The 25,713-nt window shown below is 45.5% G+C and carries 21 protein-coding genes, 1 tRNA gene and 2 other annotated features; of the genes, 12 read left to right on the top strand and 10 right to left on the bottom strand.

Annotation, left to right across the window (positions count from 1 at the left end):
- Window positions 1-454: 454 nt before the first annotated feature.
- The 6 genes from AOQ32_RS05805 to metF all read left to right on the top strand — a co-directional run bounded on the left by AOQ32_RS05805 (window position 455) and on the right by metF (window position 8,642).
- Entirely contained in the window at window positions 455-1,360 is a 906-nt protein-coding gene (locus AOQ32_RS05805; RefSeq protein WP_059393991.1) for a homoserine O-acetyltransferase/O-succinyltransferase family protein, read from the top strand.
- A complete protein-coding gene (locus AOQ32_RS05800; RefSeq protein WP_059393990.1) occupies window positions 1,335-2,615 on the top strand; it encodes an O-acetylhomoserine aminocarboxypropyltransferase/cysteine synthase family protein in 1,281 nt (426 codons plus the stop codon). Before AOQ32_RS05805 ends, AOQ32_RS05800 begins: the two co-directional genes overlap by 26 nt.
- 181 nt (window positions 2,616-2,796) lie before the next feature.
- Window positions 2,797-3,996 (top strand): PLP-dependent transferase, encoded by a 1,200-nt coding sequence (locus AOQ32_RS05795; RefSeq protein ID WP_083994438.1) that lies wholly within the window; start codon window positions 2,797-2,799, stop codon window positions 3,994-3,996.
- On the top strand, window positions 3,989-5,149 hold the full coding sequence (locus AOQ32_RS05790) for an aminotransferase class V-fold PLP-dependent enzyme (protein ID WP_059393989.1): 1,161 nt from the start codon (window positions 3,989-3,991) through the stop codon (window positions 5,147-5,149). Before AOQ32_RS05795 ends, AOQ32_RS05790 begins: the two co-directional genes overlap by 8 nt.
- Window positions 5,150-5,395: a binding site (T-box leader), on the top strand. It begins immediately after the preceding gene.
- 75 nt (window positions 5,396-5,470) lie between these two features.
- A complete protein-coding gene (gene metE / locus AOQ32_RS05785) occupies window positions 5,471-7,750 on the top strand; it encodes a 5-methyltetrahydropteroyltriglutamate--homocysteine S-methyltransferase (protein WP_059393988.1) in 2,280 nt (759 codons plus the stop codon).
- On the top strand, window positions 7,737-8,642 hold the full coding sequence (gene metF / locus AOQ32_RS05780; RefSeq protein WP_059393987.1) for a methylenetetrahydrofolate reductase [NAD(P)H]: 906 nt from the start codon (window positions 7,737-7,739) through the stop codon (window positions 8,640-8,642). The genes metE and metF overlap by 14 nt, the downstream gene beginning before the upstream one ends.
- Window positions 8,643-8,755: 113 nt before the next feature.
- On the opposite strand, the gene AOQ32_RS05775 is transcribed toward metF, so the two are convergent.
- The 4 genes from AOQ32_RS05775 to AOQ32_RS05760 all read right to left on the bottom strand — a co-directional run bounded on the left by AOQ32_RS05775 (window position 8,756) and on the right by AOQ32_RS05760 (window position 11,236).
- Entirely contained in the window at window positions 8,756-9,814 is a 1,059-nt protein-coding gene (locus tag AOQ32_RS05775) for an ABC transporter permease (protein ID WP_059393986.1), read from the bottom strand.
- Between the two features lie 149 nt (window positions 9,815-9,963).
- Window positions 9,964-10,539 carry a TetR/AcrR family transcriptional regulator gene (locus AOQ32_RS05770; protein ID WP_059393985.1) on the bottom strand — a complete coding sequence of 192 codons (576 nt, stop codon included), beginning with the start codon at window positions 10,537-10,539 and terminating at the stop codon, window positions 9,964-9,966.
- A gap of 5 nt (window positions 10,540-10,544) precedes the next feature.
- Window positions 10,545-11,048, bottom strand: coding sequence for a GNAT family N-acetyltransferase (locus AOQ32_RS05765; protein ID WP_059393984.1), 504 nt, complete (start codon window positions 11,046-11,048; stop codon window positions 10,545-10,547).
- Window positions 11,049-11,164: 116 nt separating this feature from the next.
- Window positions 11,165-11,236: transfer RNA gene (locus AOQ32_RS05760), tRNA-Gln, on the bottom strand.
- Between the two features lie 236 nt (window positions 11,237-11,472).
- On the opposite strand from AOQ32_RS05760, the gene AOQ32_RS05755 reads away from it, so the two are divergent.
- Window positions 11,473-12,171 carry a GntR family transcriptional regulator gene (locus tag AOQ32_RS05755; protein ID WP_047974267.1) on the top strand — a complete coding sequence of 233 codons (699 nt, stop codon included), beginning with the start codon at window positions 11,473-11,475 and terminating at the stop codon, window positions 12,169-12,171.
- Window positions 12,172-12,232: 61 nt separating this feature from the next.
- Here the strand turns inward: AOQ32_RS05755 and AOQ32_RS05750 are convergent, their stop codons facing one another.
- The 5 genes from AOQ32_RS05750 to AOQ32_RS05730 all read right to left on the bottom strand — a co-directional run bounded on the left by AOQ32_RS05750 (window position 12,233) and on the right by AOQ32_RS05730 (window position 17,166).
- The gene (locus AOQ32_RS05750; protein WP_059393983.1) at window positions 12,233-12,928 is read right to left on the bottom strand and encodes a methionine ABC transporter permease; all 696 of its coding nucleotides are present in this window, start codon (window positions 12,926-12,928) and stop codon (window positions 12,233-12,235) included.
- Entirely contained in the window at window positions 12,925-14,007 is a 1,083-nt protein-coding gene (locus AOQ32_RS05745) for a methionine ABC transporter ATP-binding protein (protein ID WP_059393982.1), read from the bottom strand. Before AOQ32_RS05745 ends, AOQ32_RS05750 begins: the two co-directional genes overlap by 4 nt.
- A gap of 42 nt (window positions 14,008-14,049) precedes the next feature.
- Window positions 14,050-15,387, bottom strand: coding sequence for a M20/M25/M40 family metallo-hydrolase (locus AOQ32_RS05740; protein WP_059393981.1), 1,338 nt, complete (start codon window positions 15,385-15,387; stop codon window positions 14,050-14,052).
- Between the two features lie 63 nt (window positions 15,388-15,450).
- Complete coding sequence (locus AOQ32_RS05735; RefSeq protein WP_059393980.1) at window positions 15,451-16,290, bottom strand: MetQ/NlpA family ABC transporter substrate-binding protein; 840 nt, start codon at window positions 16,288-16,290, stop codon at window positions 15,451-15,453.
- 36 nt (window positions 16,291-16,326) lie between these two features.
- On the bottom strand, window positions 16,327-17,166 hold the full coding sequence (locus tag AOQ32_RS05730; RefSeq protein ID WP_059393979.1) for a MetQ/NlpA family ABC transporter substrate-binding protein: 840 nt from the start codon (window positions 17,164-17,166) through the stop codon (window positions 16,327-16,329).
- A gap of 85 nt (window positions 17,167-17,251) precedes the next feature.
- Window positions 17,252-17,514: a binding site (T-box leader), on the bottom strand.
- Between the two features lie 235 nt (window positions 17,515-17,749).
- Here AOQ32_RS05730 and AOQ32_RS05725 point away from each other — a divergent pair.
- The 3 genes from AOQ32_RS05725 to AOQ32_RS05715 all read left to right on the top strand — a co-directional run bounded on the left by AOQ32_RS05725 (window position 17,750) and on the right by AOQ32_RS05715 (window position 20,529).
- Entirely contained in the window at window positions 17,750-18,238 is a 489-nt protein-coding gene (locus AOQ32_RS05725; protein ID WP_059393978.1) for a P-loop NTPase family protein, read from the top strand.
- Window positions 18,239-18,320: 82 nt separating this feature from the next.
- A complete protein-coding gene (locus AOQ32_RS05720) occupies window positions 18,321-19,199 on the top strand; it encodes a LysR family transcriptional regulator (RefSeq protein ID WP_059393977.1) in 879 nt (292 codons plus the stop codon).
- A gap of 142 nt (window positions 19,200-19,341) precedes the next feature.
- Window positions 19,342-20,529, top strand: a complete 1,188-nt coding sequence (locus tag AOQ32_RS05715) for an MFS transporter (RefSeq protein ID WP_083994436.1) — start codon at window positions 19,342-19,344, stop codon at window positions 20,527-20,529.
- A gap of 67 nt (window positions 20,530-20,596) precedes the next feature.
- Here AOQ32_RS05715 and AOQ32_RS05710 read toward each other — a convergent pair whose 3' ends face one another.
- A complete protein-coding gene (locus tag AOQ32_RS05710) occupies window positions 20,597-22,018 on the bottom strand; it encodes a cryptochrome/photolyase family protein (RefSeq protein WP_059393975.1) in 1,422 nt (473 codons plus the stop codon).
- A gap of 518 nt (window positions 22,019-22,536) precedes the next feature.
- Between AOQ32_RS05710 and AOQ32_RS05705 the strand changes: the two genes are divergently transcribed.
- A complete protein-coding gene (locus AOQ32_RS05705; RefSeq protein ID WP_059393974.1) occupies window positions 22,537-25,215 on the top strand; it encodes a cation-translocating P-type ATPase in 2,679 nt (892 codons plus the stop codon).
- 6 nt (window positions 25,216-25,221) lie between these two features.
- The gene (locus AOQ32_RS05700) at window positions 25,222-25,659 is read left to right on the top strand and encodes a hypothetical protein (RefSeq protein WP_047974276.1); all 438 of its coding nucleotides are present in this window, start codon (window positions 25,222-25,224) and stop codon (window positions 25,657-25,659) included.
- Window positions 25,660-25,713: the final 54 nt, after the last annotated feature.

The raw sequence follows: 25,713 nt of genomic DNA, 5'->3' as shown, positions 1-25,713 counted from the left end.
GAAACAAGTGGCGATAGAGCAAGACGAAAGGATCATTGAGGCGCTTTTTTATTTGGAACAATCATATCTAGCCGATTTCATTAAAAAATCAAAACACTGTTGACAAAGAAAATAGAACGGTTTATTATACGTGTCAACAGATAAATTATAAATTACTGAGAAAAGATGAGTAAACGTTCAGCTGATTTTAACAGAGAGCCCGGGTCGGTGTAAGCGGGTATTTGAGCAAATGTTGAAGATGGTCTTTGGTTACGGTATAAGCGGTGAGTCTTGTCGATGAGCCCCTTACGGATTGACACACGTTACCGTGTTAAGAGATAGCTTCTTTAGTGTCTTAAGTGCTGGCCAATAAGCCAGCAATAGGGTGGTACCGTGCCAGGCTATTTGGCGCCCCTAGAATGACTTTTATAGTGATTCTAGGGGCGTTTTTTTGTTTTAAAAAAGGAGAATGGCGATGACGGCGAATGCAAAGAATGGGTTCTTGCACCAAAAGCAAGCGTGGCAAAATCAGAAATTAATCCAACCACTGCAAATCTTGGTTTGGAACCTGATGCCAACCAAGGAAAATACAGAGGAACAGTTTTTGTCCTTGTTAAATGATTTGGACCAGGATGTCGAATTGACCTTTTTATATGCCTGTAGTCACCACTTCAAGACTGTTCCAAAGGATGCGGTCGCCGACTGTTATGCCTGTTGGCACCAAATTAAGGATCAAAACTTCGATGGTCTGATTTTAACGGGGGCACCGGTAGAGCAGCTACCCTTTGAGGACGTTGATTACTGGCAGGAATTTTTGACCATTAAGGATTGGGCGAAAGACCATGTTGGTCAAACCATCAACGCCTGTTGGTCGGCTCAGGCAGCGCTGTACCAAGACTTTGGCATCAAAAAGCGGCGCTTACCGGCAAAATTGTTTGGAATTTATGAGGCCAAGCAACTGGCCCAAGAAACTGCCACTGAAAAATCAGGACTGACCGCTGGCCTCTCAAATTTCAAGACACCGCAGTCGCGGTATTCGGAGTCGGTGATTGATGTTGACGATTTGCCAGCTGATTTACAAGTCCTCTTAACCAATGATCAAGCGGGACCGCTTCTACTACATTCGGCCGAGAGGAAGCAAACTTATCTGACGGGGCATTCGGAATATCAAACGAAAACGTTGGATGCCGAATACCGTCGCGACCTGGCTAAACATTTGGCCATTCATGAACCAGCTAACTACTACCCAGAAGGCTATTACGACCGTGGCGAAGAGATTGAAAACACTTGGACGGCTAGCAGCCGCCAGCTCTATCAAAACTGGTTGAACCTGATTGTCAATAAGGAGAAAAATTATGACCGACAAGAAATTACACTTTGAAACATTACAAGTACACGCTGGCCAAACAGTTGATCCAGAAACCGGGTCACGGGCCGTGCCAATTTATCAAACAACTTCTTACGTCTTTAAGGACGCTGATCAGGCAGCCAATCGTTTTGGCTTAACGGAGCCCGGCAATATTTATACACGCTTGACTAACCCAACGACAGCGGTTGTCGATGATCGCGTGGCGGCTTTGGAAAACGCCAGTGCAGGGGTGACTTTAGCCACAGGTTCAGCAGCTATTACGGCGGCGATTCTCAACATTGCTGGTCAGGGAGATGAGATTGTTGCTGCCAGTACACTGTATGGCGGGACTTATGACCTCTTTGCGGTCACGCTACCAAAATTAGGAATTAAAACGACCTTTGTCGATCCAGATGACCCCGAAAACTTTGAAAAGGCGATTACGGATAAGACCAAGGCGGTTTATGTGGAAAGTATCGGGAACCCCAATATTAACTTGGTTGACTTTGAGGCCATTGGCGAAATTGCCCACCGTCACCAAATCCTCTTCTTGGTGGATAACACATTCGGGACGCCTTACTTAGTTCGGCCCTTGGACCATGGCGCTGACATTGTGATTCATTCGGCCACGAAGTTTATTGGTGGTCACGGGACAACGATGGGTGGCGTCATTGTTGAAAAGGGCGACTTTGATTATAAGGCTAGCGGCAAGTACCCAGGTTTCACAACGCCAAACGCCCAGTATAACGGCTTGGTCTTTGCTGATTTGGGACCGGCAGCCTTTACAACCAAGGTTCGAGCCGAAAGCTTGCGCGACCTGGGAGCAACGATTAGCCCCTTCAACTCCTTCTTGTTACTGCAGGGATTGGAGTCGCTTTCTTTGCGGGTTGAGCGTCACGTTTCAAACGCCGAAAAGGTGGTCGACTACCTGAATAACCATCCAAAAGTTGCCTGGGTTAAGTATCCAAAATTGGCTGATAGCCCTTATCATGCTTTGGCAGAAAAGTATTTCCCTAACGGGGTTGGTTCAATCTTCACTATCGGTTTGACTGGTGGCGAAGAGGCCGGTAAGGAATTGATTAAGAACTTGAAGCTCTTCTCGCTCTTGGCCAATGTCGCCGATGCGAAGTCGCTGATTATTCATCCGGCTTCTACGACCCATGCCCAGTTGAATGAGGAAGAACTGCGGGCAGCCGGTGTGACGCCGGACTTGATTCGCCTCTCAATTGGGGTAGAGAATGTTGACGATATTATCGCTGATTTGGACCAGGCCTTGGCTAAGATTTAAAGGCGTGCGTGATGATGAAACCCGGGATCAGATTTGAGGGCGCTCGTGGTGAATGAAGCTGTTGTTATGTTTTAAAAAACGTGCGCGGCGAGTTAGCACTAGCCGAATTTAAAACGCGCTATAAATCCTGGCAAAAAAATCAGGTTGTGCAAAAGATTGGAATAAGGAAAGGTAAAAATTAATGGCAATTGACTGTTCTTGGCAAAAGAAGATTGAAACGATTTTGGCTCAAGCGGGTAACCGAGTTGATAATGTGACGGGGTCGATTTCGATGCCCCTGTACTTCTCGACTGCTTATCGGCACGAGGGTTTGGGTAAGTCGACGGGTTATGACTATTCCCGAATGACGGAACCAACCAGAGATGTCTTAGAGGACGTCTTGGCTCAGATGGAAAATGGGGCAAAGGCCTTTGCCGTTTCCTCGGGTATGGCGGCAATTCAACTAGTCTTTAGCCAATTTAAGAGTGATGACCACATCATTGTGTCCGATGACTTGTACGGTGGTTCCTTCCGCTTCTTTGATCTTTTAGCAAATCAGTACCATCTACGCTTCAGCAAGTGGGATGGTCAGGATTACCAAGAACTCGACCGGCTTTTGGCGGATGGCGGGAAGGCTGTTTGGATTGAGACCCCTTCAAACCCAACCATGAAGGTGATTGATATCCAAAAGACGGCCAATCATGCTCATGCCACTTCGGCCCAATTGCTCGTGGATAACACTTTCTACACACCCTTGATTCAACAACCCTTAAATGAGGGGGCAGACATCGTGGTTCATTCTGCTACGAAATATTTGTCAGGGCACAATGACCTGTTAGCCGGTGTGGTGGTTTGTAAAACCGAAAAAACAGCCGCAGTTATTGGTCAAAATCTGATCACGACGGGTCCTAATTTGGCACCCTTCGACTCTTGGTTACTCTTGCGTAGTCTGAAGACGCTGCCTTTGCGCTTGGCTAAACAGGAAGAAAACGCTCAGGCCTTGGTGGCAGACTTTAATCAAAGTGAGTTGATTGACGAAGTGCGCTACCCTGGCCGTGGTGGTATGGTCAGTATTTATGTGAACAAATCAGTTGATATTGACCGTTTCTTGGGCGCCTTGAAGGTGATTTCCTTTGCTGAAAGCCTGGGTGGGACGGAAACCTTGGTGACCGTTCCGGCCGTGCAAACCCATGCCGACATGACACCGGACGAACGTGAAAAAACAGGGATTACGGAAAACTTGTTGCGTGTCTCCTGTGGGATTGAGGCTAGTTCGGACCTGATTTTAGACTTCCATCAGGCTCTGGCTGCTGCAACAGATGACAATGTGGCTGAGGCCAATTCGGTTAAGAAACAGGTGGCAGAGACATTTGGCGTAGAAAAGGAGTTAATTCATGACTAAGGATGCATTTTCTGATTGGACGAAGGTCATTAAAACCACGACTAAACCAGATAAGGAAAGCGGGGCGATTAACCCAGCAATCCAGTTGTCCTCAACATTCGAGCAGCGTGATTTTGATCATTTCGGTCACTGGGATTATGCCCGGTCAGGGAACCCAACACGAGATGTTCTAGAGGAAAGTATTGCGGAGTTGGAGCATGGCACCCGGGGCTTTGCCTTTGCAACGGGGATGGCAGCGATTTCGACGGCCTTGTTGACGTTGAACCAGGGCGATCACGTAATTTTGACCAAGAATGTTTATGGTGGGACCTTCCGCTTGGTAGAAGAAGTTTTGACCAAGTACGGAATTTCGCATACCTTTGTGGACTTGGGAAACCCAGCTGATTTGGAAGAGGCTTTCCAGGATAATACCAAGGTAGTTTATGTGGAAACTCCTTCAAACCCAACTTTGCAGGTCACGGATATTCGTTTAGTGGCCAAAATTGCCCACGACCATGGGGCCTTAGTTTTTGCCGATAATACCTTTATGACCCCGGTTTTGCAAAAGCCATTGGACCTTGGTGCTGATTTGGTCGTGCATAGTGCCACGAAGTTCTTAGCCGGCCATAGTGATATTTTGGCTGGATTGGTGGTGACCAAGGACGAAGACCTCGGTAAGCAAATCTACTTTCTCCAAAATGCCATGGGTGCAACGCTTGGCGTTTCGGATTCCTGGCTCTTGATGCGCGGCATTAAGACCTTAGCGGTCCGGATGGAAAAGGAGTCACAAAACGCCCTAGAGTTGGCTCAATGGCTCGAACAACAGGAACTTGTGACAAAGGTTAATTATCCGGGCTTGGAAGCGGATGCTGGCTACGCAGTTCAAAGTAGTCAGGCCAAATCAGGTGGGGCGGTCTTGTCCTTTGATATTGGTAGTGAAGACAATGTGCGTCAGCTGGTAGCCGAATTAAAGATTCCGATTTTCTCGGTTTCTTTGGGAGCGGTGGAATCGATTATTTCCTATCCACCAAAGATGTCCCATGCTGAAATGAACGTGGAAGAACGCCATGACCGTGGCATTACGGATGGCTTGGTCCGCTACTCGGTTGGCCTCGAAGATATCAACGATTTGAAGGCTGATTTACATCAGGCCTTTTTGAAAATTAAAGAATGAAAACAAACAATGAAAAGATGAGTATCTAATCCGAATTTCTGACAGAGAGCCATGATGATGAGAATTGGTAGAAAAATGGTTAGAGAAGATGGTCTTGGAGTTACTGGCCGGTCGAGCGCAGTTTGCGTGAGATGGCCACGGTTCACAGCCGTTATCTTGTGTGGCTCCGATGTATTTTGGGGTATTGAGTAAGTCTGATGGTTATCAGACAATTAGGGTGGTACCGTGCCAAAAGGCGCCCCTAGATAGACGTGATTGTTTATCTAGGGGCGTTTTTATGTGCGGCCAAGAATAGTAAAGAAAAGATGAGGAGAAAAGGACATGACAACAACAATTATTGGTTTCCCACGGATTGGTGAAAAGCGAGAACTAAAGTTTGCGACAGAGCATTATTGGAAGAAGCAGTTGAACCAGGACGAGTTATTGCAAAAGGCGCATGAGATTAAGTTGGCGCATTGGCGGGCCCAGCAGGAAGCTGGCATTGACTTGATTCCAGTTGGCGACTTTTCTTTCTTTGATAATTTTTTGGACGTTGCCAACGATTTAAATATTGTTTCTGATCGTTACCGACAATTAGGATTGTCAAAATTAGATGAGTATTTTGCTCAGGCTCGGGGTTATCAGGATGGTGACCAAACGGTTAAGGCGTTGCCAATGAAGAAGTGGTTTAATACGAATTATCACTATATCGTTTCTGAATTTACGCCAGAGACACATGTGCAGTTTAATGGTCAAAGGCTACTTGATGAAATTCGTGAAGCCCAGGCAGCAGGGATTGATTCGATTAAGGCTGTCTTTATCGGTCCCTATACACTTTTGAAATTAGCGCGGTTTGTGGATGGCGCCAAGCCATCTGATTTTATTACTGATTTGGTCCAGGCCTATCAAGCACTTTTGGCTAACCTGCAGGAGTTAGGGGTCGACTATTTGCAAGTTGATGAACCAGCACTAACGTTTGATGTCAGTCAACAAGACCAAGAACTGTTTGATCAACTTTATGACCAACTTTTGGCCCAACCAACCACAGTCAAAGTCGTTTTGCAGACTTACTTTGGCGATGTCAGGGATGTCTACCAAGATTTGATTCAAAAGCCTTTTGCAGGGATTGGTTTGGACCTTGTTGAGGGGCAAGAAAATTGGCAATTGATTGAGCAATACGGTTTTCCAACCGATAAGACGCTCTTTGCTGGGGTTGTGAATGGTAAGAACATTTGGCGTAACCATTACCAGACAACCTTGCAGCAATTGCATCAGTTGCCAACAGAAGTACCTGTTGTCTTAAATACTTCTTCCTCTTTGTTGCACGTGCCTTATACCGTTGCTAATGAAAATCAGTTGGACCAAGACGTTGCCCAACATTTGGCCTTCGCTATTGAAAAATTGCACGAACTCAGTGAATTGGCTGCGATTGTTGCTGGCCGAGACGGTAGCGAGAAGTATTTGGAAGAAAATCAACGACTCTTTGCTGACGTCAAACACCCAGTTAATGTGGCGGTCCAGAAGAGAGTGGAGGCGTTGCGCGACGATGACTATACTCGATTGTCAGATCGAAAAACACGGATTGCTTTGCAAAACGAAGAATTAGACTTGCCACTGTTCCCAACGACGACAATCGGTTCCTTCCCACAAACAGCTGATGTTCGAGCCAACCGTCGTCAATTTAAGCACCATGAAATCAGCCAAGAAGAATATGACCAATTCAATGAAGACAAGATTGCCCGGATTATCCGTAAGCAGGAGGAGTTAGGTCTGGATGTCTTGGTTCATGGGGAATACGAACGCAATGACATGGTCGAGTACTTCGGTGAAAAATTAGGTGGATTTGTCTTCACCCAAAATGGTTGGGTCCAGTCATACGGTAGCCGAGCTGTTAAACCACCAATTATTTGGGGGGATGTTAGCCGTACGGCACCGATTACGGTTGCAGCTTCGGTCTATGCGAATGGCCTGACGGATAAGCTCGTGAAGGGGATGCTGACGGGTCCAGTGACCATCTTTAACTGGTCGTTCCCTCGTGAGGACATCGAGCGCAAGGAAGTCGTGACCCAAATCGCTTTGGCACTGCGCGATGAAGTCTTGGATTTGGAAAAGCATGAAATTAAGATTATTCAAATCGATGAACCAGCCTTACGTGAGAATTTGCCATTAAGAAAATCAGATTGGTTTAGCCAGTACCTAGATTGGGCTGTTCCGGCCTTCCGCCTGGTTCACTCTGGCGTTGCACCAACAACACAAATTCACACTCACATGTGCTATAGCGAGTTTTCAGATATTCTTCAAGCAATCGACGACTTGGATGCCGATGTGATTTCGTTTGAAGCCTCTCGAGCTGATTTCACCTTGATTGATGACCTAGTTGACCACCAGTTCCAAACTCAGGTAGGTCCAGGTGTCTATGATATTCATTCACCACGGGTACCAAGTCAAAATGAAATTCAAGGTTTGATTGAGCAGGTGATCGAAAAAATTCCTGCCGAAAACGTTTGGATCAATCCAGATTGCGGTTTGAAGACCCGGTCCGAGGCGGAATCATTCGCCAGTTTGGAAAACATGATTGCTGCCATTCAAGCAATCAGGGAGGATGTCGATGAAGCTAGTTGATTTATTCGAGAAAAAAACAGTTTTTTCCCTCGAGGTTTTTCCACCACGAAAGAATACTTCCAAAGAAAGTATTCTGCCAACGCTATCTTCTTTAAATGATGTTTCGCCTGATTTTATTTCGGTGACACTGGGTGCGGGCGGAACGGCCCAGGGTAATGAAACGATTGAGGTTGCCAATCTTATTCAAAATCAGCTACACGTACCAGCGGTTGCCCATATTCCTAGTTTGTATCGGAGCCAACAGCAGGTGGACGAACTGCTTGACCAATTGGCGGCCGATAATATTCAAAACGTGCTGGCACTGCGTGGTGACCCAGTAGACGGGTTATCACCAAATGGGACCTTCCACCATGCTTCTGATTTGGTTGCTTATATTGACCGCGAGTATCCTAATTTTGACGTTGCCGCTGCTTGCTATCCGGAAGTGCACCAGGAGTCACCATCTGTGGTGGCTGATATTGAGGGGCTGAGGCGTAAGGTCGATGCGGGGGCGGACCACCTGATTTCACAGCTATTTTTTGACAATCAGCATTTTTATGAATTTCAGGAACGGCTAGCCCTGGCTGGCATCCAAGTGCCGGTTGAAGCCGGTATTATGCCCTGTACCAATAAAAAGCAAATTGAGCGGATAACGAAATTTTCGGGTGTGCCAGTGCCTAAAAAGTATCAAAAAATGCTTGATCGCTATGCGGATAATCCGCTGGCGTTAAAGGATGCCGGCATTGCCTATGCAATTGAACAAATTGTTGATTTGGTTTCCCAGGGGGTCGACGGCATTCATTTGTATACGATGAATAAGCCGGAAATTGCCGAGAAAATCTGGGCTGCCACCAAGACGATTTTTGCGGCTAACCAAACAAAGGATAGCGTTGAAATCGAACTGGTTCATTGAACCGGGTTCTTGTTTGCTTAATATCGGACCCTCATAAAAAGAGTAAAAAAACCGCTTGCTTGTCTGAAATCAGACTTGCGAGCGGCTTTTTCAAGCAGAAAAAATATTGTGGATTAGTCAGTTGTTGTTTCAGAAACAACGATTGTTGACTTTTTACCGATGGCGAAGAGAATCAAACCAACGGCAACATAGCTAAGCAATACAGTCAATGGCAAGGCGATTGCATTACCATCGAAGAAGGCGATGTCACGCAAGAGCGTTCCAGTTGCTCCAGGTGGTAAGAGTTGTCCGAAGAAGCCCCAGCCCTTTGGCAACATTTCAGGAGCTGATGAGAGCCCTGAAAGTGGGTTTCCAAGCAAGATCAACATGATGGCGGCGATAATCAAACCACCGTTTCCCATCACTTCCAAAATACCCAGAACAAAGAATGCAGTTGCGGCGATACCAACCATGGCACCAAGTGATGTTAACCAGTAGTTACCATCGAAAGTACCAACACCGAATTGGATAACACCAACAAGGCCAAGTCCACCAACGAAGGCGAAGGCCAAGGCAGCAAAGAACTTTTGCTTCTTACCCTTAATCACGTTGGCAATAGCAACGGCACCAATCCAACCACCAAGGGCAATTGGCAAAGCACCAGCAGCCAAACCAGTTCCCTTAGGGTCATCCTTAGGGAAGGCACGTAATTCAACAACCTTCAATGTCTTAGCATCGATTGCTGCTGACTTTTGGTTCAAAGCCTTCAATGTGTTGACGTCATTTGCTTGCGCCATCATTGGTGCTAATTGCGCCTTAGCAGCGGCCTTTTGCTGGGTAACAACACCTTGACCGATTTGGTTCAAGCCTTGCGCAACGGCTGCAGAAGCGGCAGTTGCTTGGTACAAGCTCAAGTCACCAGTTGCTGACATTTCAAAGGCACCGTAGATCTTACGTTCCTTGATAGCAGACTTAACGTCTTTTTCGCTGTCATATTGGGTAACCTTAAAGCCCTTATCGGACAAAGGCTTGGCCAACTTTTCGTACGTTGCATCATTTTGAGCAACGACACCAATTGGTACATTGTTAATACCTGATTTTACGGCTGGTAATGAGAAGGCAGTCATCATAATTCCTAAGACGACCGTCAAACCAAGAGCCAGACCCAAAATCAACTTATTTGATGATTTCATGTGTACTTCCTCGTTTCATTTACTGACTTTAGTATAATAAACTGTCAAAAAAATAAAACCAACAATTGTCGCTTAAAAGTTGGATAGGGGGATTTTAGGCGTTTTATCCAACAAAAAACCACCCATTGATGGGTGGTTTTGTTGAAGAACTAGTTTTGGGCATGGATAACCTTGGTCAAAAGTGGTGGGACAACCTTAACAAGGATGGCCGAAAACTCTTCGGTTGATTCTTGAAAGCCAGAACGAATCCAAGTAATAATCAAATTTGTGGCGGTTCCTGTCAAAATATTGAGGGCATAACGCGGTGGAATCGCTAAATCGTGGCCATCGGTTGTATTGAAGAAGGCCTTCTTCGCCTGTTCAACCATTCGATTTTCAAAGGAATGCTCGGCATGCTTTGAAAGGAGAAGGGCGGCTAATTCCTTTTGCTCGTAGAGCTTTTGAACCAAAAAATCAGCTCGATGCTGGAAGATTTCAGCAACATCGAAGTTTTCAATGTTTAAGGAAGGCAGAGCACCCATGGTTTCTTCTAAGAGGTCCATTTGGATGGTTTCCATCAAGTCATCCTTATCTAAGAAATGAGCGTAGAAGGTTGAACGGTTAATATCAGCCTGCTTAATGATTTCTTGGACAGAAATTTTATGAAAGTCCTTATGGGCCAAAATTTCTAAAAAGGTAGCACGAATAGCGGCATCAGCTTTGGTATAACGGGCATCAGTTTTCATAATGGTTATTTTTCTTGATAAAATTCGTTAGCGAAGAGTCCCATCATTAAGGAATCATGGTAACGTCCTTCGGCAAAGTAGTGTTGGCGGAGTCGACCTTCTTCTTGAAAGCCGAATTTTTTATAAATGTGGATAGCAGCTGGATTTTCTACATCGACGTACAGGTAAATCTTGTGAAGATTTAAGACTGAAAAGGCGTATTCAATCCCAGCGTGCATTCCTTCTTGGGCCAAACCTTGGCCCTGGAATTTGGTATCAATAATGATTTGGATTTCACAGTGACGGTGAATAGTATTGATATCGATTAATTCAACGACACCGACAAATTGGTTGTCTTCCTCAATCACGAAACGCCGTTCGCTTTGATCAAGGACGTGGCGGTCATAGAGGATGGTTAATTCGTCTAGGGAATTAAAGGGTTCCTCGAACCAGAGGGCCATCACAGACCGTGAATTTTTTTGCTGGTAGATATGAGGCAAATCTTGCTTAGCAAGAGGACGGATGTTCACTTTTGTCTCCATTTCGTCTGCTACTAGAATATCTAGTAAAGGAATTACGCTATACTACCAAGATAACATAAAAGGCGGCCTTACACTAGCAAGACCGCCTTTTCTAAGTTATCGTATTGCCCCTGCTGGATTCGAACCAGCGCATAATGGCACCAGAAGCCACCGCCTTACCGCTTGGCTAAGGGGCAATTACTTGATATATATTACCCGCTTTTCTCTCATTTTGCAAGGGGTTTTTAGAATTTTTCTGGAATTTTTTTCAATGAATTCTATAAAAGTTAGATGGGTTGAGGGGAATCAAAAATTTGGTAAAAAAAGATGACTGATTTGAAATATCTGCCTAGACCAATTATAATGAGAAAAGAGATACTAGCAAGTTATCCTAGTTTTCAACCAATAATGACAGTCAGGAGCGGCAATAATTATGGCTATACCACGCTATATTGAGATTCATAATGAGATTCGTCAGCGCATTGCAGCTGGCGAATGGGGGACGAATAAACGCCTTCCGGCCGAACGTGACTTGGCCGAATCCTTTCACGTTTCCCGGATGACCCTGCGTCAGGCGATTCAAACCTTGGTCGATGAAGGCATCTTGGAACGCCGTGTTGGATCCGGGACCTATGTGGCTGAGAAAAAGGTTTCAGAACGCGCGCTCGGTGTGACTTCCTTTACGGAGTTGATGAAAAAATCAGGCCGGGAGGCCCAGACCGTAACCGTTTCTTATAAGGTGACGACCCCATCCGTTTCGGAGTTGGAGCACTTGCAACTCAAACCAGAGGACGAAGTTTTGGTGATGGAACGCTTGCGTTTGGGTGATGATGAGCCAATCTTGCTGGAACAGACGACCTTACCTGTGAAGCTGGTGAATAACTTTACTCGTTCAAGCCTGACAGAGTCGCTCTACGCCACTTTAATCCAGGCCGGTATTCAGCCAGGGCGGGCCGAGCAAACGGTCACAGCGGCGCTGGCAACGGAGCGACAAGCTGATTTCTTGCAAATCAAGCGTGGCGATCCAATTTTGGCCGTCCGTCAGGTTTCATATGACCAGGAGGACCACCCCTTTGAATATGTTCGCTCATACTACGTTGGTGATCGCTTCGAATTCCAATTGACTCGCTAATTAATAGTTTGACAAAAAAGGAGCTCAACACATTGTGTTGAGCTCCTTTTGTACTGATTTTTTATTTGTGATTATAGCGCTTTGCTAGATAGTCACCCACGACTTGGACAATCAAGACGAGGACGAGAACCAAGAAAGTGGCCACCAGGGTTGTATCATTGGCAAAACGGTTGTAACCGTAAGCGATGGCCATGTTTCCCAGACCACCAGCACCAATGGCACCGGCCATGGCTGTTAACCCAATCAAGGAAATCAGTGTCACTGTTGACACACGAATCAATTCTGACCGACCTTCGCGGAGGTAGACACCAAAGATGATTTCGGTGAAGGAAGCCCCAACTGCTTGAGCGGCTTCGACAATCCCGGAATCAACTTCGGTCAAGGCAACCTGAACCTGACGGGCATAGAAGGGGAAGACTCCCAATGACAATGGCACCAAAGCGGCAGTAGAACCGATTTGCGTTCCAACAATGGTCTTGGTGACGGGAGCAATGAAGGCCAAGAGGATAATGAACGGAATTGCTCGGAAAATCGAAACAATCTTATCAAAGATCCAGAAGAGGACTTTGTTTGGGGTAATACCACGAGGGCTTGTGACAACAAGGCCAAAGCCAAAAATTAAGCCCAAAAGACCACCGAAGATAGCGGACCAGAAGGTCATAAAGATTGTTTGGTTAATCGCAGTTAGCCAACCGGTATCACCGGACCAGCCTTGATAAACGACGTTTGGAAATGTTTGTGAAAACCAATTACTCATGCTTGCTTTCCTTTCAAGATATCAACAGTAACGCCTTGGTCTTTTAAGGACTGCAAGCCGGCGGCCAAACCATCGGCTGAGCCTGAGAGGATGACCAACAGGGAACCAACTTCTGTTCCTTGTAGAATCTCAACGTTACCGTACAAGATGTTGGCGACAACTTCATACTTCTGATAAAGGGTGGTAATCAATGGTTCATTTGTGCTGTTACCAGAGTAAGTCAAACGAGCAAAGACCTCGTTGTCGCTTAGGGACGTAATGGCGTCTGATTCAGCAATCGTTGCCAAAGCCTTATCCTGGTTTGTGGCCGTTTCGATAAATTCCTTAGTTAAGGCGGCCTGTGGCTTGGTGAAGATGTCCAAAGTTGAACCTTCTTCTAGGACCTGCCCATCTTGCATCACAGCGACCTTGTTAGCGACTTCCTTGACCGCGTCCATTTCGTGGGTAATCAAAAGAATGGTCAAGTTGTACTGCTGATTTAACTTCTTCAAAAGGGCCAAAATTTGGTTGGTCGTCTTTGGATCCAAGGCAGAGGTTGCTTCATCGGAAATCAGAATTTCAGGGTCATTGGCCAAGGCGCGGGCGATGGCGACACGCTGCTTCTGACCACCTGAAAGTTGAGAAGGGTATTGTTCTGCTCGATCAGTTAATTCAACTAATTCAAGCAGTTCAGCAACCTTAGTCTTCTTTTCATCGGCCTTCAATGGGCTGTGCTGGAGGGCAAAGGCCACGTTTTCGGCGACCGTACGCTCGTTGAGCAAGTTAAAGTGTTGGAAAATCATCCCAATCTTACGACGGCGGTCGCGAAGCTCATTTGGCTTAATTTGCACACCGGTCTTGCCAGCGCCTTGGCCGTCAAAGAAGGTTTCACCATTCACGATGACCTGGCCACTCGTTGGGACCTGGAGCAGGTTAATGACCCGGACCAAAGTTGACTTACCGGCGCCGGAATAACCAACAATTCCGAAGACGTCGCCACGGTTCACGTCGATAGAAACGTTTTTAACCGCTTCAATCGTTCGCTTCTTTTGTTGGAAGGTCACATCAATATTTTTTAAAGAAATAATTGGATTCGTCATTGATAAATTCTGGTGCTTGCGCACTTTCCTTTCTGTTTGCTACTAGTGATTAGCATAGCTACCAATGATTAGTTTAACAAACTTTATGTTGTCTTCGTAATCAGTCAGGCGAATGTTCTCATTTGGTGCATGGTCTAAGGCGCCTTGGTAGCCGACACCCAAAGAAATAATGGGAGCCTTGATAGCATTGTTGACATAGGCCATTGGGCCGGTTCCTGGTGAGGTTGGGGAAACAACGGGTTCACCGGGGTAAAATTCCTTAGCCAGGTCGATAACCTTTTTGATTTCAGGATCTGACATATCTGATCGGTAGCCTGGTTGGCCAAGGGTCTTTGTCACTGTTAAATCAGAAAAGCCCTGGTCGGCCAAATAGTCTTGAATCTGCTTTAAGGTCTTGTCTGGGCCCATGCCGGGAACCAGACGGGCTTCCAACTTAGCGGTTGCTTCCGCTGGTAGCACTGTCTTGACACCCTGATCTTCGTAGCCAGAGGAGATACCCTCAATATTAATACTTGGTTCGAAGTAGAGGGCTTCCTTCCAATCGTCACCACGCTTGTCGGTTAACAGTGGGGCAGTGATTTGATGTCCCTTGATAAACTCTTCCTTGGTGCCGGGCAAAGCAGCAACCAAGTCCTTCTCTCGCTGGTTAGGGGCGATGACGTCTTCATAGAAGTTAGGGACTTGAATGCGGCCCGTCTTTGGATCAAAAAGGGTTGCTAACCCTTGGCTTAAGCGCCAGGCAGCGGAATCAACAACGGTTGCTAATGAGGAGTGGAGGTCGATGCCGGCTGTCTTGGCCGTCACATCGAAGGTCACGATTCCCTTATTACCACCACCAAGTTCGATTTGTCCCTGATCGTCTTTATTACCGGACTCCCAGATGATTAAATCAGCTTTCAGTTCTGGATGCTTGGCTAAGTAGTCATCCAAGTGTTGTGAGGCGGTTTCCTCAGATCCTTCAATTAGGAAGGTAATGTTGACGGGCAATTGGCCATCGTTTTCGTCCAGGTATTCGGCTAAGGCCGTGAAACGGGCCGTGATATTTCCCTTATCGTCATCGACACCGCGACCAATTAGGTGACCGTCCTTTTCAGTCAAAGTCCAAGGGTCTTGGTCCCAAAGGTTAAAGGGTTCAGCTGGTTGCACATCGTAGTGGTTGTAGATAATGAGATTCTTGGCACCGGCTTGGTTACTGTTAAAGTGCGCAATGACCAGTGGGGCAAAGTAACTGTCGTCGATTTCGACTTGGCCACCAAGTTTTTCCAATGCTTGACCTAGCAGGGCAGCTGTTTCGGGCAACTTTTCGTGTTTTGCTGAAACACTGGGGAGGGCAATCAATTCTTTTAAGAAAGTGAGGTATTCTTCTTTACGATTTGACATGAGTAATTTTTCCTTTCGTGGTGGTGATTAAATATGTACGCGGGGCAAGCCCGCATGGTTGAATTACTTCTTGTAATCCCAAACAGTGATTTCGGCACCGTCGTAGTTCTTCTTAACCAATTCCTTGGTCTTAGCAGTTTGGATTGACTTCACAACATCCTTGTAAATCTTCTTATCCTTGTCAGACTTGTTAGCCGCAACGAAGTTGAAGAATTGAGTCGTGTTCTTGTTCAAACCTTCAACATAGATGGCAGTGTTGAAGTCGATTCCTGCTGACTTAGCAAAGTTCGTGTTAATCACAGCACCGGCAAACTTAGGATCCTTCAATGAAGTTGCAGTCTGTGAAGCATCAACTGGCACAATCTTCAAGTTCTTAGGGTTTGAAGTGATGTCGTTTGGTGTAGCCTTGTTCGTGTCCTTCACCTTAATCAAACCAGCTTCAGCCAAGAGGTGAATACCACGGTTTTCGTTGGTAACATCATTGGCAACGGCGATTTGGCTACCATCAGGGATGTCCTTGATTGACTTGTACTTGTCTGAGTAGACACGCAATGGTGTAGTCCAAGTGTCACCGATTGAAACGATGTCTGTCTTGTTAGCCTTGTTCCAGTTTTCCAAGAATGGGTAGTTTTGAAAGGCGTTCAAGTCGATGTCGTGGTTGCTTAAGGCCTTGTTTGGCTGTGAGTAATCAGAGAACTTAACGGTCTTCAAAGTAATACCATACTTATCCTTGGCAGTCTTGGCTGCTTCTGCCCAGATCTGGTCTTCTGATTTGTCACCGTTCATGACACCAATCTTAACCACCTTGTCGTCTTGGCTACCGTGGTTGAAGAAGCTGAAATAACCAATTCCAACAATGGCTGCGGCGGCTACAATTCCAATAATCGTCTTTTTTGCACTCATAATATCTTTCTCTCTTTCCTATGTTACTCAATCACTTTAATTAAATTGCTTGTCCCAAGCGGCGACTTCTGATTCACCATACTTTTCCTTGATCAATTGCTTGGTCTTGTTTGTTTGGTAAGCCTTAACGACGTCTTGGTAAATCTTCTTGTTCTTGTTCTTCTTTTGGGCAACGATGATGTTGACCCACTGGTGTGAATCTTTGTTCAAAGGTTCCACGAAGATGGCATCTTGGTACTTTAGGCCAGCTGACTGTGCATAATTACCATTGATGACGGCCCCCTGAACATCTGGAAGGTTACGAGCGGTTTGATCGGCTGAAACTTCCTTAATCTTCAAATTCTTTGGATTTGAAGTGATGTCCTTCGTTGTTGCCAGCGTTAATCCTGATTTCAACTCAATTAATCCAGCGTACTTCAAGAGGTAAAGGGCCCGACTTTCGTTTGATGGGTCATTTGGAATGACGATGGTGTCGCCATCCTTAAAGTCGCTGACGTTCTTGTATGAGTTGGAATATAGGCGGATTGGGCTAATGGCCGTTTCACCAATTGAGGTTAATTCGTTGCCGTTCTTCTTGTTATAGGCATCCAGGAAGGCGTAGTGCTGGAAAGAGTTCAAATCAATGTCGCCGTTTTGCAAAGCCTTGTTTGGCTGTGAGTAATCGGAGAACTGCTTGAACTTAATCGTCACACCGTACTTATCCTTGGCCGTTTGAGCAACACTCTTCCAAATATCATCGTCATCTTTGTTCGCTGACATAATGCCGACTGTCACCGTTTTATTACTGCTTGTACCGTGATTACCAAAGCTGACGTAAGCTAGTGCTGCGACAGCAACAACTGCGATACCGGAAATCAACCAACCTTTTTTTGACATTTTCTTGTTATTATCTCCTTTTTGTCCTTGTATCTTTATTTTAATTTTAGCAACAAAAAAAGCCACTTCTATCTTTAAGATTTAAGACAGAAGCGACTTTCGCGTTACCATTCTGAGTTTTTGCCTAAAGTTACCTTCAGGCTGCTCACTAACCATCGGGCCCCGGGGAATGATCCTAGCCGAATGGTGTGCCCAAGTAACGAGGGCCAATCCGTCAACTACTAACGGTAAACCGATTCGTAGTTGCCAATCACAGGTCATTTTCAAAAGCTTCTTTACCTTACCTTGCACCAACCGGTAAGTCTCTAGGCTAAAGTTACTTTTTACTTTCCTGATCAACTTGTTTGATATGATGTGTCTATATTACAAGATGTTAGCTTCCTTGTCAACAAAAATGATAAAAATTTTAATAAAAGTGCCAAATCAGGCTTTGTTTAGAATTATTATATCAAAGATGTTACTGATTTCATTGAAACAATTAGGTTGAGGTTTCGGTGTTTTATACGGGCCGGCGTAGCATTTGAATGTGGCTTTTGATTTATTGATATAGTAGTAGCAATGAGGTGATGGTGGGGGGACATAAATGGGAAATCTAATCGTGATTCGAGGAAATTCGGGTAGTGGCAAAACGGTCACTGCGAACGCTTTACATGAACAACTTGGTGAAAATAATTTATTAATTCCGCAGGATTATGTCCGGCGGACGATGTTACGAGTAAAGGATACACCCAAAAATCTATCAATTGATCTAATCAAGGAGATGGCTTTGTTTGGGATTAAAAATTGTCGGTATACAATTATCGAAGGGATTCTCCCAGCTTCAAAATATGGCCAAATGCTGTTCGAAATGATTGACCAGGCTGACCAAAGCTTTATCTATTATTATGATTTGCCATTTGAGGAAACTGTTAAACGTCATCAAGAAAAAATGAACCCAGGTTTTGATGAAGTTGATTTAGCAAAGTGGTTTCGACCCCATGATTTATTACAGGTTACAGGTGAAAGGGTCATTGACCCAAGCCTTGGCCAAGAAGCAGTTGTTCGAAAAATCATGGGTGATTTAGCTCATTAAGGGTATGCTAGGTTACTCGAATTTAGTGCTGATTAAAGGAATCGTCCTATATGACTATCGATGAATTCTGAAGGAGTGACGGATGGAAATTCGCTTATTACAATATTTTTTAAAAGTGGCCGAGACACAAAATATTACCCAGGCCGCTGCTGATTTACATATCACGCAACCAACATTAAGCCGGCAAATTCACGCCTTTGAGGAACGTTTGCAAACTAATTTGTTTATCCGTGATAATAAAAAGCTGACGCTGACTGATTCGGGCCGGTTTTTGAAGGCCAAGGCGGAAGAGTTGGTTGCTTTGGATCAAAAAACCGAGCAAGAATTTGCAACCTATCAGGACCGGGAACTAACTGGAAAGGTCACCATCGGTTGTATTGAGTCGGATAACTCAACTTTTTTGGCTAAAATTATGAAGACCATGCGAAAAAAACACGACCGGGTGACCTTTGAACTTTATAGTGGCAATGGAAATGATCTCCTGGACAAACTTGAGAAGGGGCTGCTTGATTTGGCCTTTATGGTTGGTCCTTTAACTCTCGACCAGGCTGATTTTAACGTGGTCAAGTTACCCGGTACGGAAGCCTTGGGGATTGTGGTTGCCTCGCAGAGTTCGCTAGCCGATAAAAAGTCTGTGACACCCGCCGATCTTTTACCTTTGCCAATCATTGGCGCCAAGCGGGATGCAGTGCAAGAGAGTTTTTATCAGTGGGGCCAGTTTGATCCCGAGAAGATGAATATTATTGGCATGTACAACTTGCTCTTTAATGTCTTGCCACTGGTTCGAGAAGGGGTTGGCGTTGCTTTGGCAATCGAGGGGGCCAGCAATGAAAATACGGATGGGACAAAGTTTATTCCTTTAGAGCCACGGTTGGAAAATGACCGAATGCTGGTCTGGAAGAAGGACCGTATTTTAAATCCAACTGCTCAGGAATTTATTCAATTGGTCAAAAATGCCTAAAAGGCATGAAAATCAGCTTAATAAGTATTATACGTATATCAATTTTGGGGTTAAGATAAAAATATACGAAAGAAGCAAAGTTTGCTCTGGTCGCGTTAGCGACCTTTTTTGTGCGATTTTATAGAATGTGAGGAACTGATTTTTGAAAAAAAGAGTTTATTTGTTAGCCGGACTCGGCATCATTTTAATTGGTGCTGACTTACGTTTGCCAATTACGATTTTGCCACCAATTTTGCCTCAATTACATACCATTTTAGGTTTGCCAACCAGCGTGAGTGGCTGGCTCACCACGATTCCAGTTTTGATGTTTGCCTTAGTATCACCAGCAATTGGGAAATGGGGCGTGCGTGCTGGGAATCCGCAAGTCTTATTCTATTCTCTGTTACTATTAACGGTTGGAGTAGCTATTCGGGTCATTACGAATCCGATTTTGCTCTTTGTGGGGATGATTTTAATTGGGATTGGTCTGTCCGGTGGGAACGTTTTGTTACCAAGTATTATTCAGGAGTATTTTCCAAAGCAAAGTGCTTTATTGACAGGAATTTACCCAGCGATGATGACACTCTTTTCTGGTATCGGGACAGCAACGGTGGTACCAATTTTAAAGGCAACAAATTTTTCCACAACTATGATGGTTTTTGCTGTCTTAACGGTCTTAACGTTGATCGTATGGGGAAGTGCTTTTAAGCAATTACCACAAACTAACCATCAGCTGGAAAGCGAAGAAGAAGCTGAAGGTGATTTTTCGGTCAAAAATTATCGCGTAACCTGGTTGATTACGTTGTTCTTTGGAATTCAGTCATTGTTGGCCTACTCATTAATGACTTGGATGCCAAAATATTGGATTGACCATGGTTTTGTGGCAACAACATCCGGCGTCTTGGCTACTTTTTTCCAGATTTTTGGGATTCCAATGGCCATTGTGACCCCAATGATTGCCAAGCGGAAGCCAGGGATGATTGGGATGGCGTTATTTAGTGCTATTGCTGTTTCAGTGGCAACTTTTGGCATGCTTTTCCCTACTCATAGCTTTTTCTTGAACGCCCTTTGGTCAGCTCTGTCTGGAATGGGGACAGCGTCTGCCTTTACCTTAAGTATTGTCTTTTTCCAACAGAAGACTGTTCGCTTTGAACAAACGGCCGAATTATCGGGAACCGCTCAGTCAGCCGGTTACTTGTCGGCTGCAATTGGGCCAATTGCCTCTGGTTACTTAATTAACCAATTCCATTCTTGGGACATGATTTTTGCCATTTATTTGATTCTGTCGATTTCTTTGGGCTTCTTAGGATTCGGAATTATCTTTAGTAAGAAGATTGGTGCAGAAAGCTAAGCTGATTTTTTATAGTAATTGATTGAACGAAAAAAAAGAAGGAACTTACAGTAAAGTTCCTTCTTTTTTATGCGTTTAAATTCTTATAGCTAGCGATTGCCCGTTTGCGGGCAAGGGCATGGTCGACGATTGGTTTTGGATAATCTTTTCCAAGAATTACCTGGTATTGTTGCTGGTCGGCTTCGCTCAGGCGGTCGATATGGTGAATTTTATCGGCTGGCAAATCAGCGAGGGCGGGGATGTATTGCTTAATAAACTTGGCATCCGGATCAAATTTTTCGGCCTGGGTAAATGGATTAAAGATTCGAAAGTAAGGAACGCTGTCCGTGCCGGTTGAGGCAGCCCACTGCCAGCCACCGATATTGCTAGCGGGGTCATAGTCGACTAGTTTTTCTTGAAAGTATTGCTCGCCCCATGTCCAATTAATCAGTAAGTCCTTGGTTAAAAAGGAAGCAACAATCATGCGCAAACGGTTATGGAGCCAACCGGTTTGGTTCAACTGCTGCATGGCCGCATCGATAATAGGAAAGCCGGTCGTGCCGTTTTTCCAGGCTTCAAACTGGGCCTCGTCGTTAATCCAGGGAATGCTTTGGAACTTCGTGTTAATAGCCTGGTCCTTTTGGTCAGGGTAAACGGTGTAAATCATATTATAAAAGTCGCGCCAGCAGAGTTCCTTGATAAAAGTCTCTTTTCCCAGACTATCAGGTTGGCGGTTGACCGCATCGTAAACCGTTCGGATGGAAATTTCACCAGTTCTTAAGTACCGTGATAAATGGCTGGTACCATCCAGCGCTGGAATATCTCGGTTTTGGTTGTAGTCGGCTAATTTATTAGAGACAAAGTCCTCTAAAGTGCTGCTTGCTTGCTGCTCACCAAGACTGTCCTGGTAGGCATAGCTGTGGTTGGGATTGATTAATTTTCTTAGGTCATCAATGCGGTCCTCGAAAGGTTTCGCCACCTGTTTATTACGAATTGCAGTGCTGGCTAGAACCGGCAATGGCTGGTCTTTTTTAGAAGGTAACCACTTTTTATAGTAAGGAGTAAAGATTTGGTAGGCGCTTCCGTCCTGTTTTTTGATTGAAGAGGCGCTGGTCAAGGTAAAGTCCAAAAAGGGGTGAGCGACGATACCGAGTTCTTGTGAGAGGTAGCGGATGGTTTGCTGGTCCCTTTTGCGACCGTAACCACGCTCATCGAAATTGAGGTAGATGTCGCTGATGGAGGGAACTGCTTCTTTGATTTCTGTAATAACATCGGTCACCGAACCATTTTGGATTGAGAGAGTGATATTGTCTTCGGCAAGGGTCTCTTTAAAATGTAAGACACTAGCAAAGAAGGCGCTCTGGTTAACGCTTGCATTATTTTGGACTTGTTGTGGGTCAATGATAAAAATGAAGATGACCTGGTCGCTATTTTGTATGGCGGCATGCAGCGCCTGGTTATCGGTCAGTCGCAGGTCCCTGCGAAACCACATAATACTTGTTTTTGCCATTTATTTTCCTTATTAAATGATTGCTTTTGAATTACCGAGTGTAGAAATGAAAAATCAGCGGTGCTAACTGTGCTTTGATTGTTTCGCTTAATTGGACGGGAAAAATCTGCTTTTTGACCATAGATTTTTGTTCAAGCGAATGCTTGGCTGATTTGCAATTATTTCCTATTTTATCCTACTTGTTGTTGTCGGCAAAATGCGATTAATTGCCGGTCGGAAGGACCTCGTTGTTCTAATTTTTTTAATTCATTTAGAAATACCAAAAAGCACTATACAGCTGTAAAAATTCTGTTATACTAAAGACATAATAAAATTTCTGAGGGAGTAACTGACGAAATGTTCGTGGCTGATAACCGTCAAAGCAAAACAGTAGTGTTTTATATCGTGCAAGCTTTATTGCACCGGCTCAGCCTTAAACAGTGAGACTCATACCATAACGCTTTTTTGCGTTTGGTATGGGTCTTTTTTCTTTTACCCAGACCAGATAAAAAAGAGAGTAGTCAGAAAAGGAGAGAATTGTGGCAAAACAACCGTATCAAATTGATGTCACTGATTTGACCAGCGAGCTCAAAACCAATGTGCAAACTGGTTTAACCGAAGAACAAGTCCAAGAACGCTTGGCAAAGGATGGTCCAAACGCCCTGGTCGCTAAGAAAAAGCGTAGCCTTTTTCAAAAGTTTGTCGACCAATTTAAGGACTTGATGATTGGTATCCTGTTGGCCGCCGCCCTAGTGGCTGCCTTTACGGGGGAAACAACCGATGCTGCCTTTATTTTGGCTATCGTGATTATTAACGCGGTCTTCGGTGTCTTCCAAGAAAGCAAGGCTGAAGGAGCTATCGAAGCCTTGAAGGCTTTGGCAACACCAAAGGCTAGAGTTGTCCGTGCTGGTCGCGACCAGGAAGTGCTTGCCCCTGATTTGGTCGTGGGTGACCTTGTGTATTTGGAAGCTGGGGATGTTGTCCCAGCCGATTTGCGTTTAGTTTCTGTTGCCAACCTACAGGTGGAAGAATCAACATTGACCGGTGAATCAGTGCCGGTGGAAAAGACGGATGCCGTTTTGACCGGTGACAACTTGCCGTTGGGTGACCAAGCGAACTTGGCCTTTATGAACGCCAACGTGACCTATGGAAAGGCAACTGGTATCGTGATTGCGACCGGAATGCAGACTCAGGTCGGTCAGATTGCGGAATCACTGCAGTCAACAGATGAAACCAAGTCACCATTGCAGGAAAATTTGGCACAGTTGGGTCGGATTTTGACTTACCTGATCTTGGCGATTGCAACCTTGACCTTCGTGGTTGGTTACTTTACCCAAGATGCTAAAGTAATTGACTTGATTTTGACTTCGATTTCCTTGGCCGTGGCTGCCATTCCTGAAGGGTTGCCAGCCATCGTCACGGTTACTCTGGCCTTGGGAACAGCCCGAATGGCCAAGAAGGCCGCCTTGGTTCGGAAGTTGCCTGCCGTTGAAACTTTGGGATCAACGGATATCATTGGTTCCGATAAGACTGGAACCTTGACCCAAAACAAGATGACCGTTGAAAAGTTGGTCTTGGATGGGGAAATCGTTGATTTGAAGGCTGAAAATCCTTTCGAGGCCGACCAGGTGAACCCTGATTTGCTGAAGTTGGCCGACTTGCTGGCTTTGAATAACGATACGAAGGAAATCGATGACGGCTTGCTGGGTGATCCAACCGAAACTGCCTTGATTGCCTTTAATAAGAAGTACCGTCCGGCTTACAAGGACACGCTTGCTCAAATGCCACGTGTCAGTGAAATTCCGTTCGACTCCGAACGAAAGTTGATGACAACGATTCACCCGGTTGCTAGTGGTTTTGAAGCAACGGTTAAGGGGGCACCAGATTCGATTTTGGCTCGCGTCAGCCAGGTCTTAGACCACGGTGAAATCAGGCCCGTGACCGATGCTGATTTGGCCAAGTACCAAGACATCAACGCTGAGTTAGCCGATCAGGCCCTCCGTGTCTTGGCTTTTGCCTACAAGGATTTGGCAGCAGTGCCAGACAATCCGCAAGCTGATGATGTGGAAAAGGACTTAATCTTGGTTGGCTTAATCGCCATGATCGATCCGGAACGTCCTGAAGTTAAGGGCGCCGTTGCTGAAGCCAAGAAGGCTGGCATCCAACCAATTATGATTACGGGTGACCATCCTAAGACCGCCGCTGCGATTGCCGGTCGTTTGGGCATCTTAACGGATGAAGATGACCGTACCAAGGCCGTGATGACAGGTGCGGAATTGGATGAAATGCCGGAAGAAGACTTCCAAGACCGAGTTAAGGATGTTCGTGTCTATGCCCGAGTGGCACCAGCCCACAAGGTTAAGATTGTTCAGGCTTGGCAGGGTAAGGGCAAGGTCGTGGCCATGACTGGAGACGGTGTCAACGATGCGCCAGCCTTGAAGACTGCCGATATCGGGGTGGCCATGGGAATTACTGGAACGGAAGTTTCTAAGGAAGCGGCCGACATGGTTTTGGCCGATGATAACTTCTCCACGATTGTTGCGGCCGTAAAGGAAGGCCGGAAGGTCTTTGCCAATATTCAAAAGGCCTTACAATACTTGCTGGCATCAAACTTGGCCGAAGTGATTGCCATCTTTATGATGACGTTGCTTGGTTGGGAAGTGCTCGCACCCGTGATGATCTTGTGGATTAACTTAGTAACGGATACCTTGCCAGCGATTGCCTTGGGACTGGAACCAGCTCAAAAGGGCGTGATGTCACAGAAGCCACGTGGTAAGACCGCTAACTTCTTGTCTGGTGGGGTCGGCCCAGCTATTATCTGGCAGGGAACGATGCAGGCCATCCTTGTTTTGGCAGTTTATGGCATTGCCTTGGCCTTCCCAGAGCACCAAGGATCAGAATTGATTCACGGGGATGCCTTGACGATGGCCTTTATGACCTTAGGATTGATGCAAATGTTTAATGCCATTAACGTTAAGAGCGTTTACCAATCGGAGTTGGGACCACAGGCCTTTGCCAACAAGTTCTTCAACTGGGCCTTGGTCTTCTCACTCTTTGCTATGATGGCCGTTGTCTTTATCAAGCCATTGAACCCAATCTTCCACGTGACTTACCTTGATAGTCACCAGTGGTTGACCGTTGTCCTAGCAGCTTTCTCTATCATTGTGATTGTCGAACTGGTAAAATGGGTGCAACGACAATTTTTCAATAAAGGATAAAGCATAGTGGCAAAATTTAACCCCAAGCAATTACAGTATTATCTCCAAGCACTCCAAGATGTCTTGACAAAGACACAGGAGACAGCTGACCACGTTTCACCATTTTTCGTCAAATTAGATTCAGCTAAGCAAGAATCAGCAGTCGCTGACATGCCCAAGGCTGATTTTGCCGAAGTAAAGGCGGAATTTGATGATGCTGTGGCTGTTTACCAAGAAAACGCTAAGACTTTAGCCGCCTTGACCGTACCCGTTCGTTTTATGGGTGCTCACAAGACGTTGGCGAAGGCTTACCAGGATTACGCCGACGCAACAGCCATGATGGCTGATGCATTGATCCTTGATGGCCAAAAGGTTGACGACGAAAAGTTTGCTCAATCTGAAGCTGATCAGGAAACTTACTTGAACAAGGTTCAAGCGCAAGTTGCTAAAATCTTTGGTGTATAAAAAAGAGCACTGCGGACGACCAAGTAAATTTGGTCGCTTCGCGGTGCTTTTTCT

The organism is Fructobacillus tropaeoli (genome assembly GCF_001047135.2).
In the GTDB taxonomy this organism is placed as follows: Bacteria; Bacillota; Bacilli; order Lactobacillales; family Lactobacillaceae; genus Fructobacillus; species Fructobacillus tropaeoli.
The sequence above is the reverse complement of the archived record's forward strand: the minus strand, read 5'-3'. Positions and strand labels throughout refer to the sequence as shown.

Bases quoted from the DNA above. Each gene is read 5' to 3' on its own strand.
- AOQ32_RS05805 (WP_059393991.1), top strand. From the start codon at position 455: ATGACGGCGAATGCAAAGAATGGGTTCTTGCACCAAAAGCAAGCGTGG.
- AOQ32_RS05800 (WP_059393990.1), top strand. From the start codon at position 1,335: ATGACCGACAAGAAATTACACTTTGAAACATTACAAGTACACGCTGGC.
- AOQ32_RS05795 (WP_083994438.1), top strand. From the start codon at position 2,797: ATGGCAATTGACTGTTCTTGGCAAAAGAAGATTGAAACGATTTTGGCT.
- AOQ32_RS05790 (WP_059393989.1), top strand. From the start codon at position 3,989: ATGACTAAGGATGCATTTTCTGATTGGACGAAGGTCATTAAAACCACG.
- metE (WP_059393988.1), top strand. From the start codon at position 5,471: ATGACAACAACAATTATTGGTTTCCCACGGATTGGTGAAAAGCGAGAA.
- metF (WP_059393987.1), top strand. From the start codon at position 7,737: ATGAAGCTAGTTGATTTATTCGAGAAAAAAACAGTTTTTTCCCTCGAG.
- AOQ32_RS05775 (WP_059393986.1), bottom strand. From the start codon at position 9,814: ATGAAATCATCAAATAAGTTGATTTTGGGTCTGGCTCTTGGTTTGACG.
- AOQ32_RS05770 (WP_059393985.1), bottom strand. From the start codon at position 10,539: ATGAAAACTGATGCCCGTTATACCAAAGCTGATGCCGCTATTCGTGCT.
- AOQ32_RS05755 (WP_047974267.1), top strand. From the start codon at position 11,473: ATGGCTATACCACGCTATATTGAGATTCATAATGAGATTCGTCAGCGC.
- AOQ32_RS05750 (WP_059393983.1), bottom strand. From the start codon at position 12,928: ATGAGTAATTGGTTTTCACAAACATTTCCAAACGTCGTTTATCAAGGC.
- AOQ32_RS05745 (WP_059393982.1), bottom strand. From the start codon at position 14,007: ATGACGAATCCAATTATTTCTTTAAAAAATATTGATGTGACCTTCCAA.
- AOQ32_RS05740 (WP_059393981.1), bottom strand. From the start codon at position 15,387: ATGTCAAATCGTAAAGAAGAATACCTCACTTTCTTAAAAGAATTGATT.
- AOQ32_RS05735 (WP_059393980.1), bottom strand. From the start codon at position 16,290: ATGAGTGCAAAAAAGACGATTATTGGAATTGTAGCCGCCGCAGCCATT.
- AOQ32_RS05730 (WP_059393979.1), bottom strand. From the start codon at position 17,166: ATGTCAAAAAAAGGTTGGTTGATTTCCGGTATCGCAGTTGTTGCTGTC.
- AOQ32_RS05725 (WP_059393978.1), top strand. From the start codon at position 17,750: ATGGGAAATCTAATCGTGATTCGAGGAAATTCGGGTAGTGGCAAAACG.
- AOQ32_RS05720 (WP_059393977.1), top strand. From the start codon at position 18,321: ATGGAAATTCGCTTATTACAATATTTTTTAAAAGTGGCCGAGACACAA.
- AOQ32_RS05710 (WP_059393975.1), bottom strand. From the start codon at position 22,018: ATGGCAAAAACAAGTATTATGTGGTTTCGCAGGGACCTGCGACTGACC.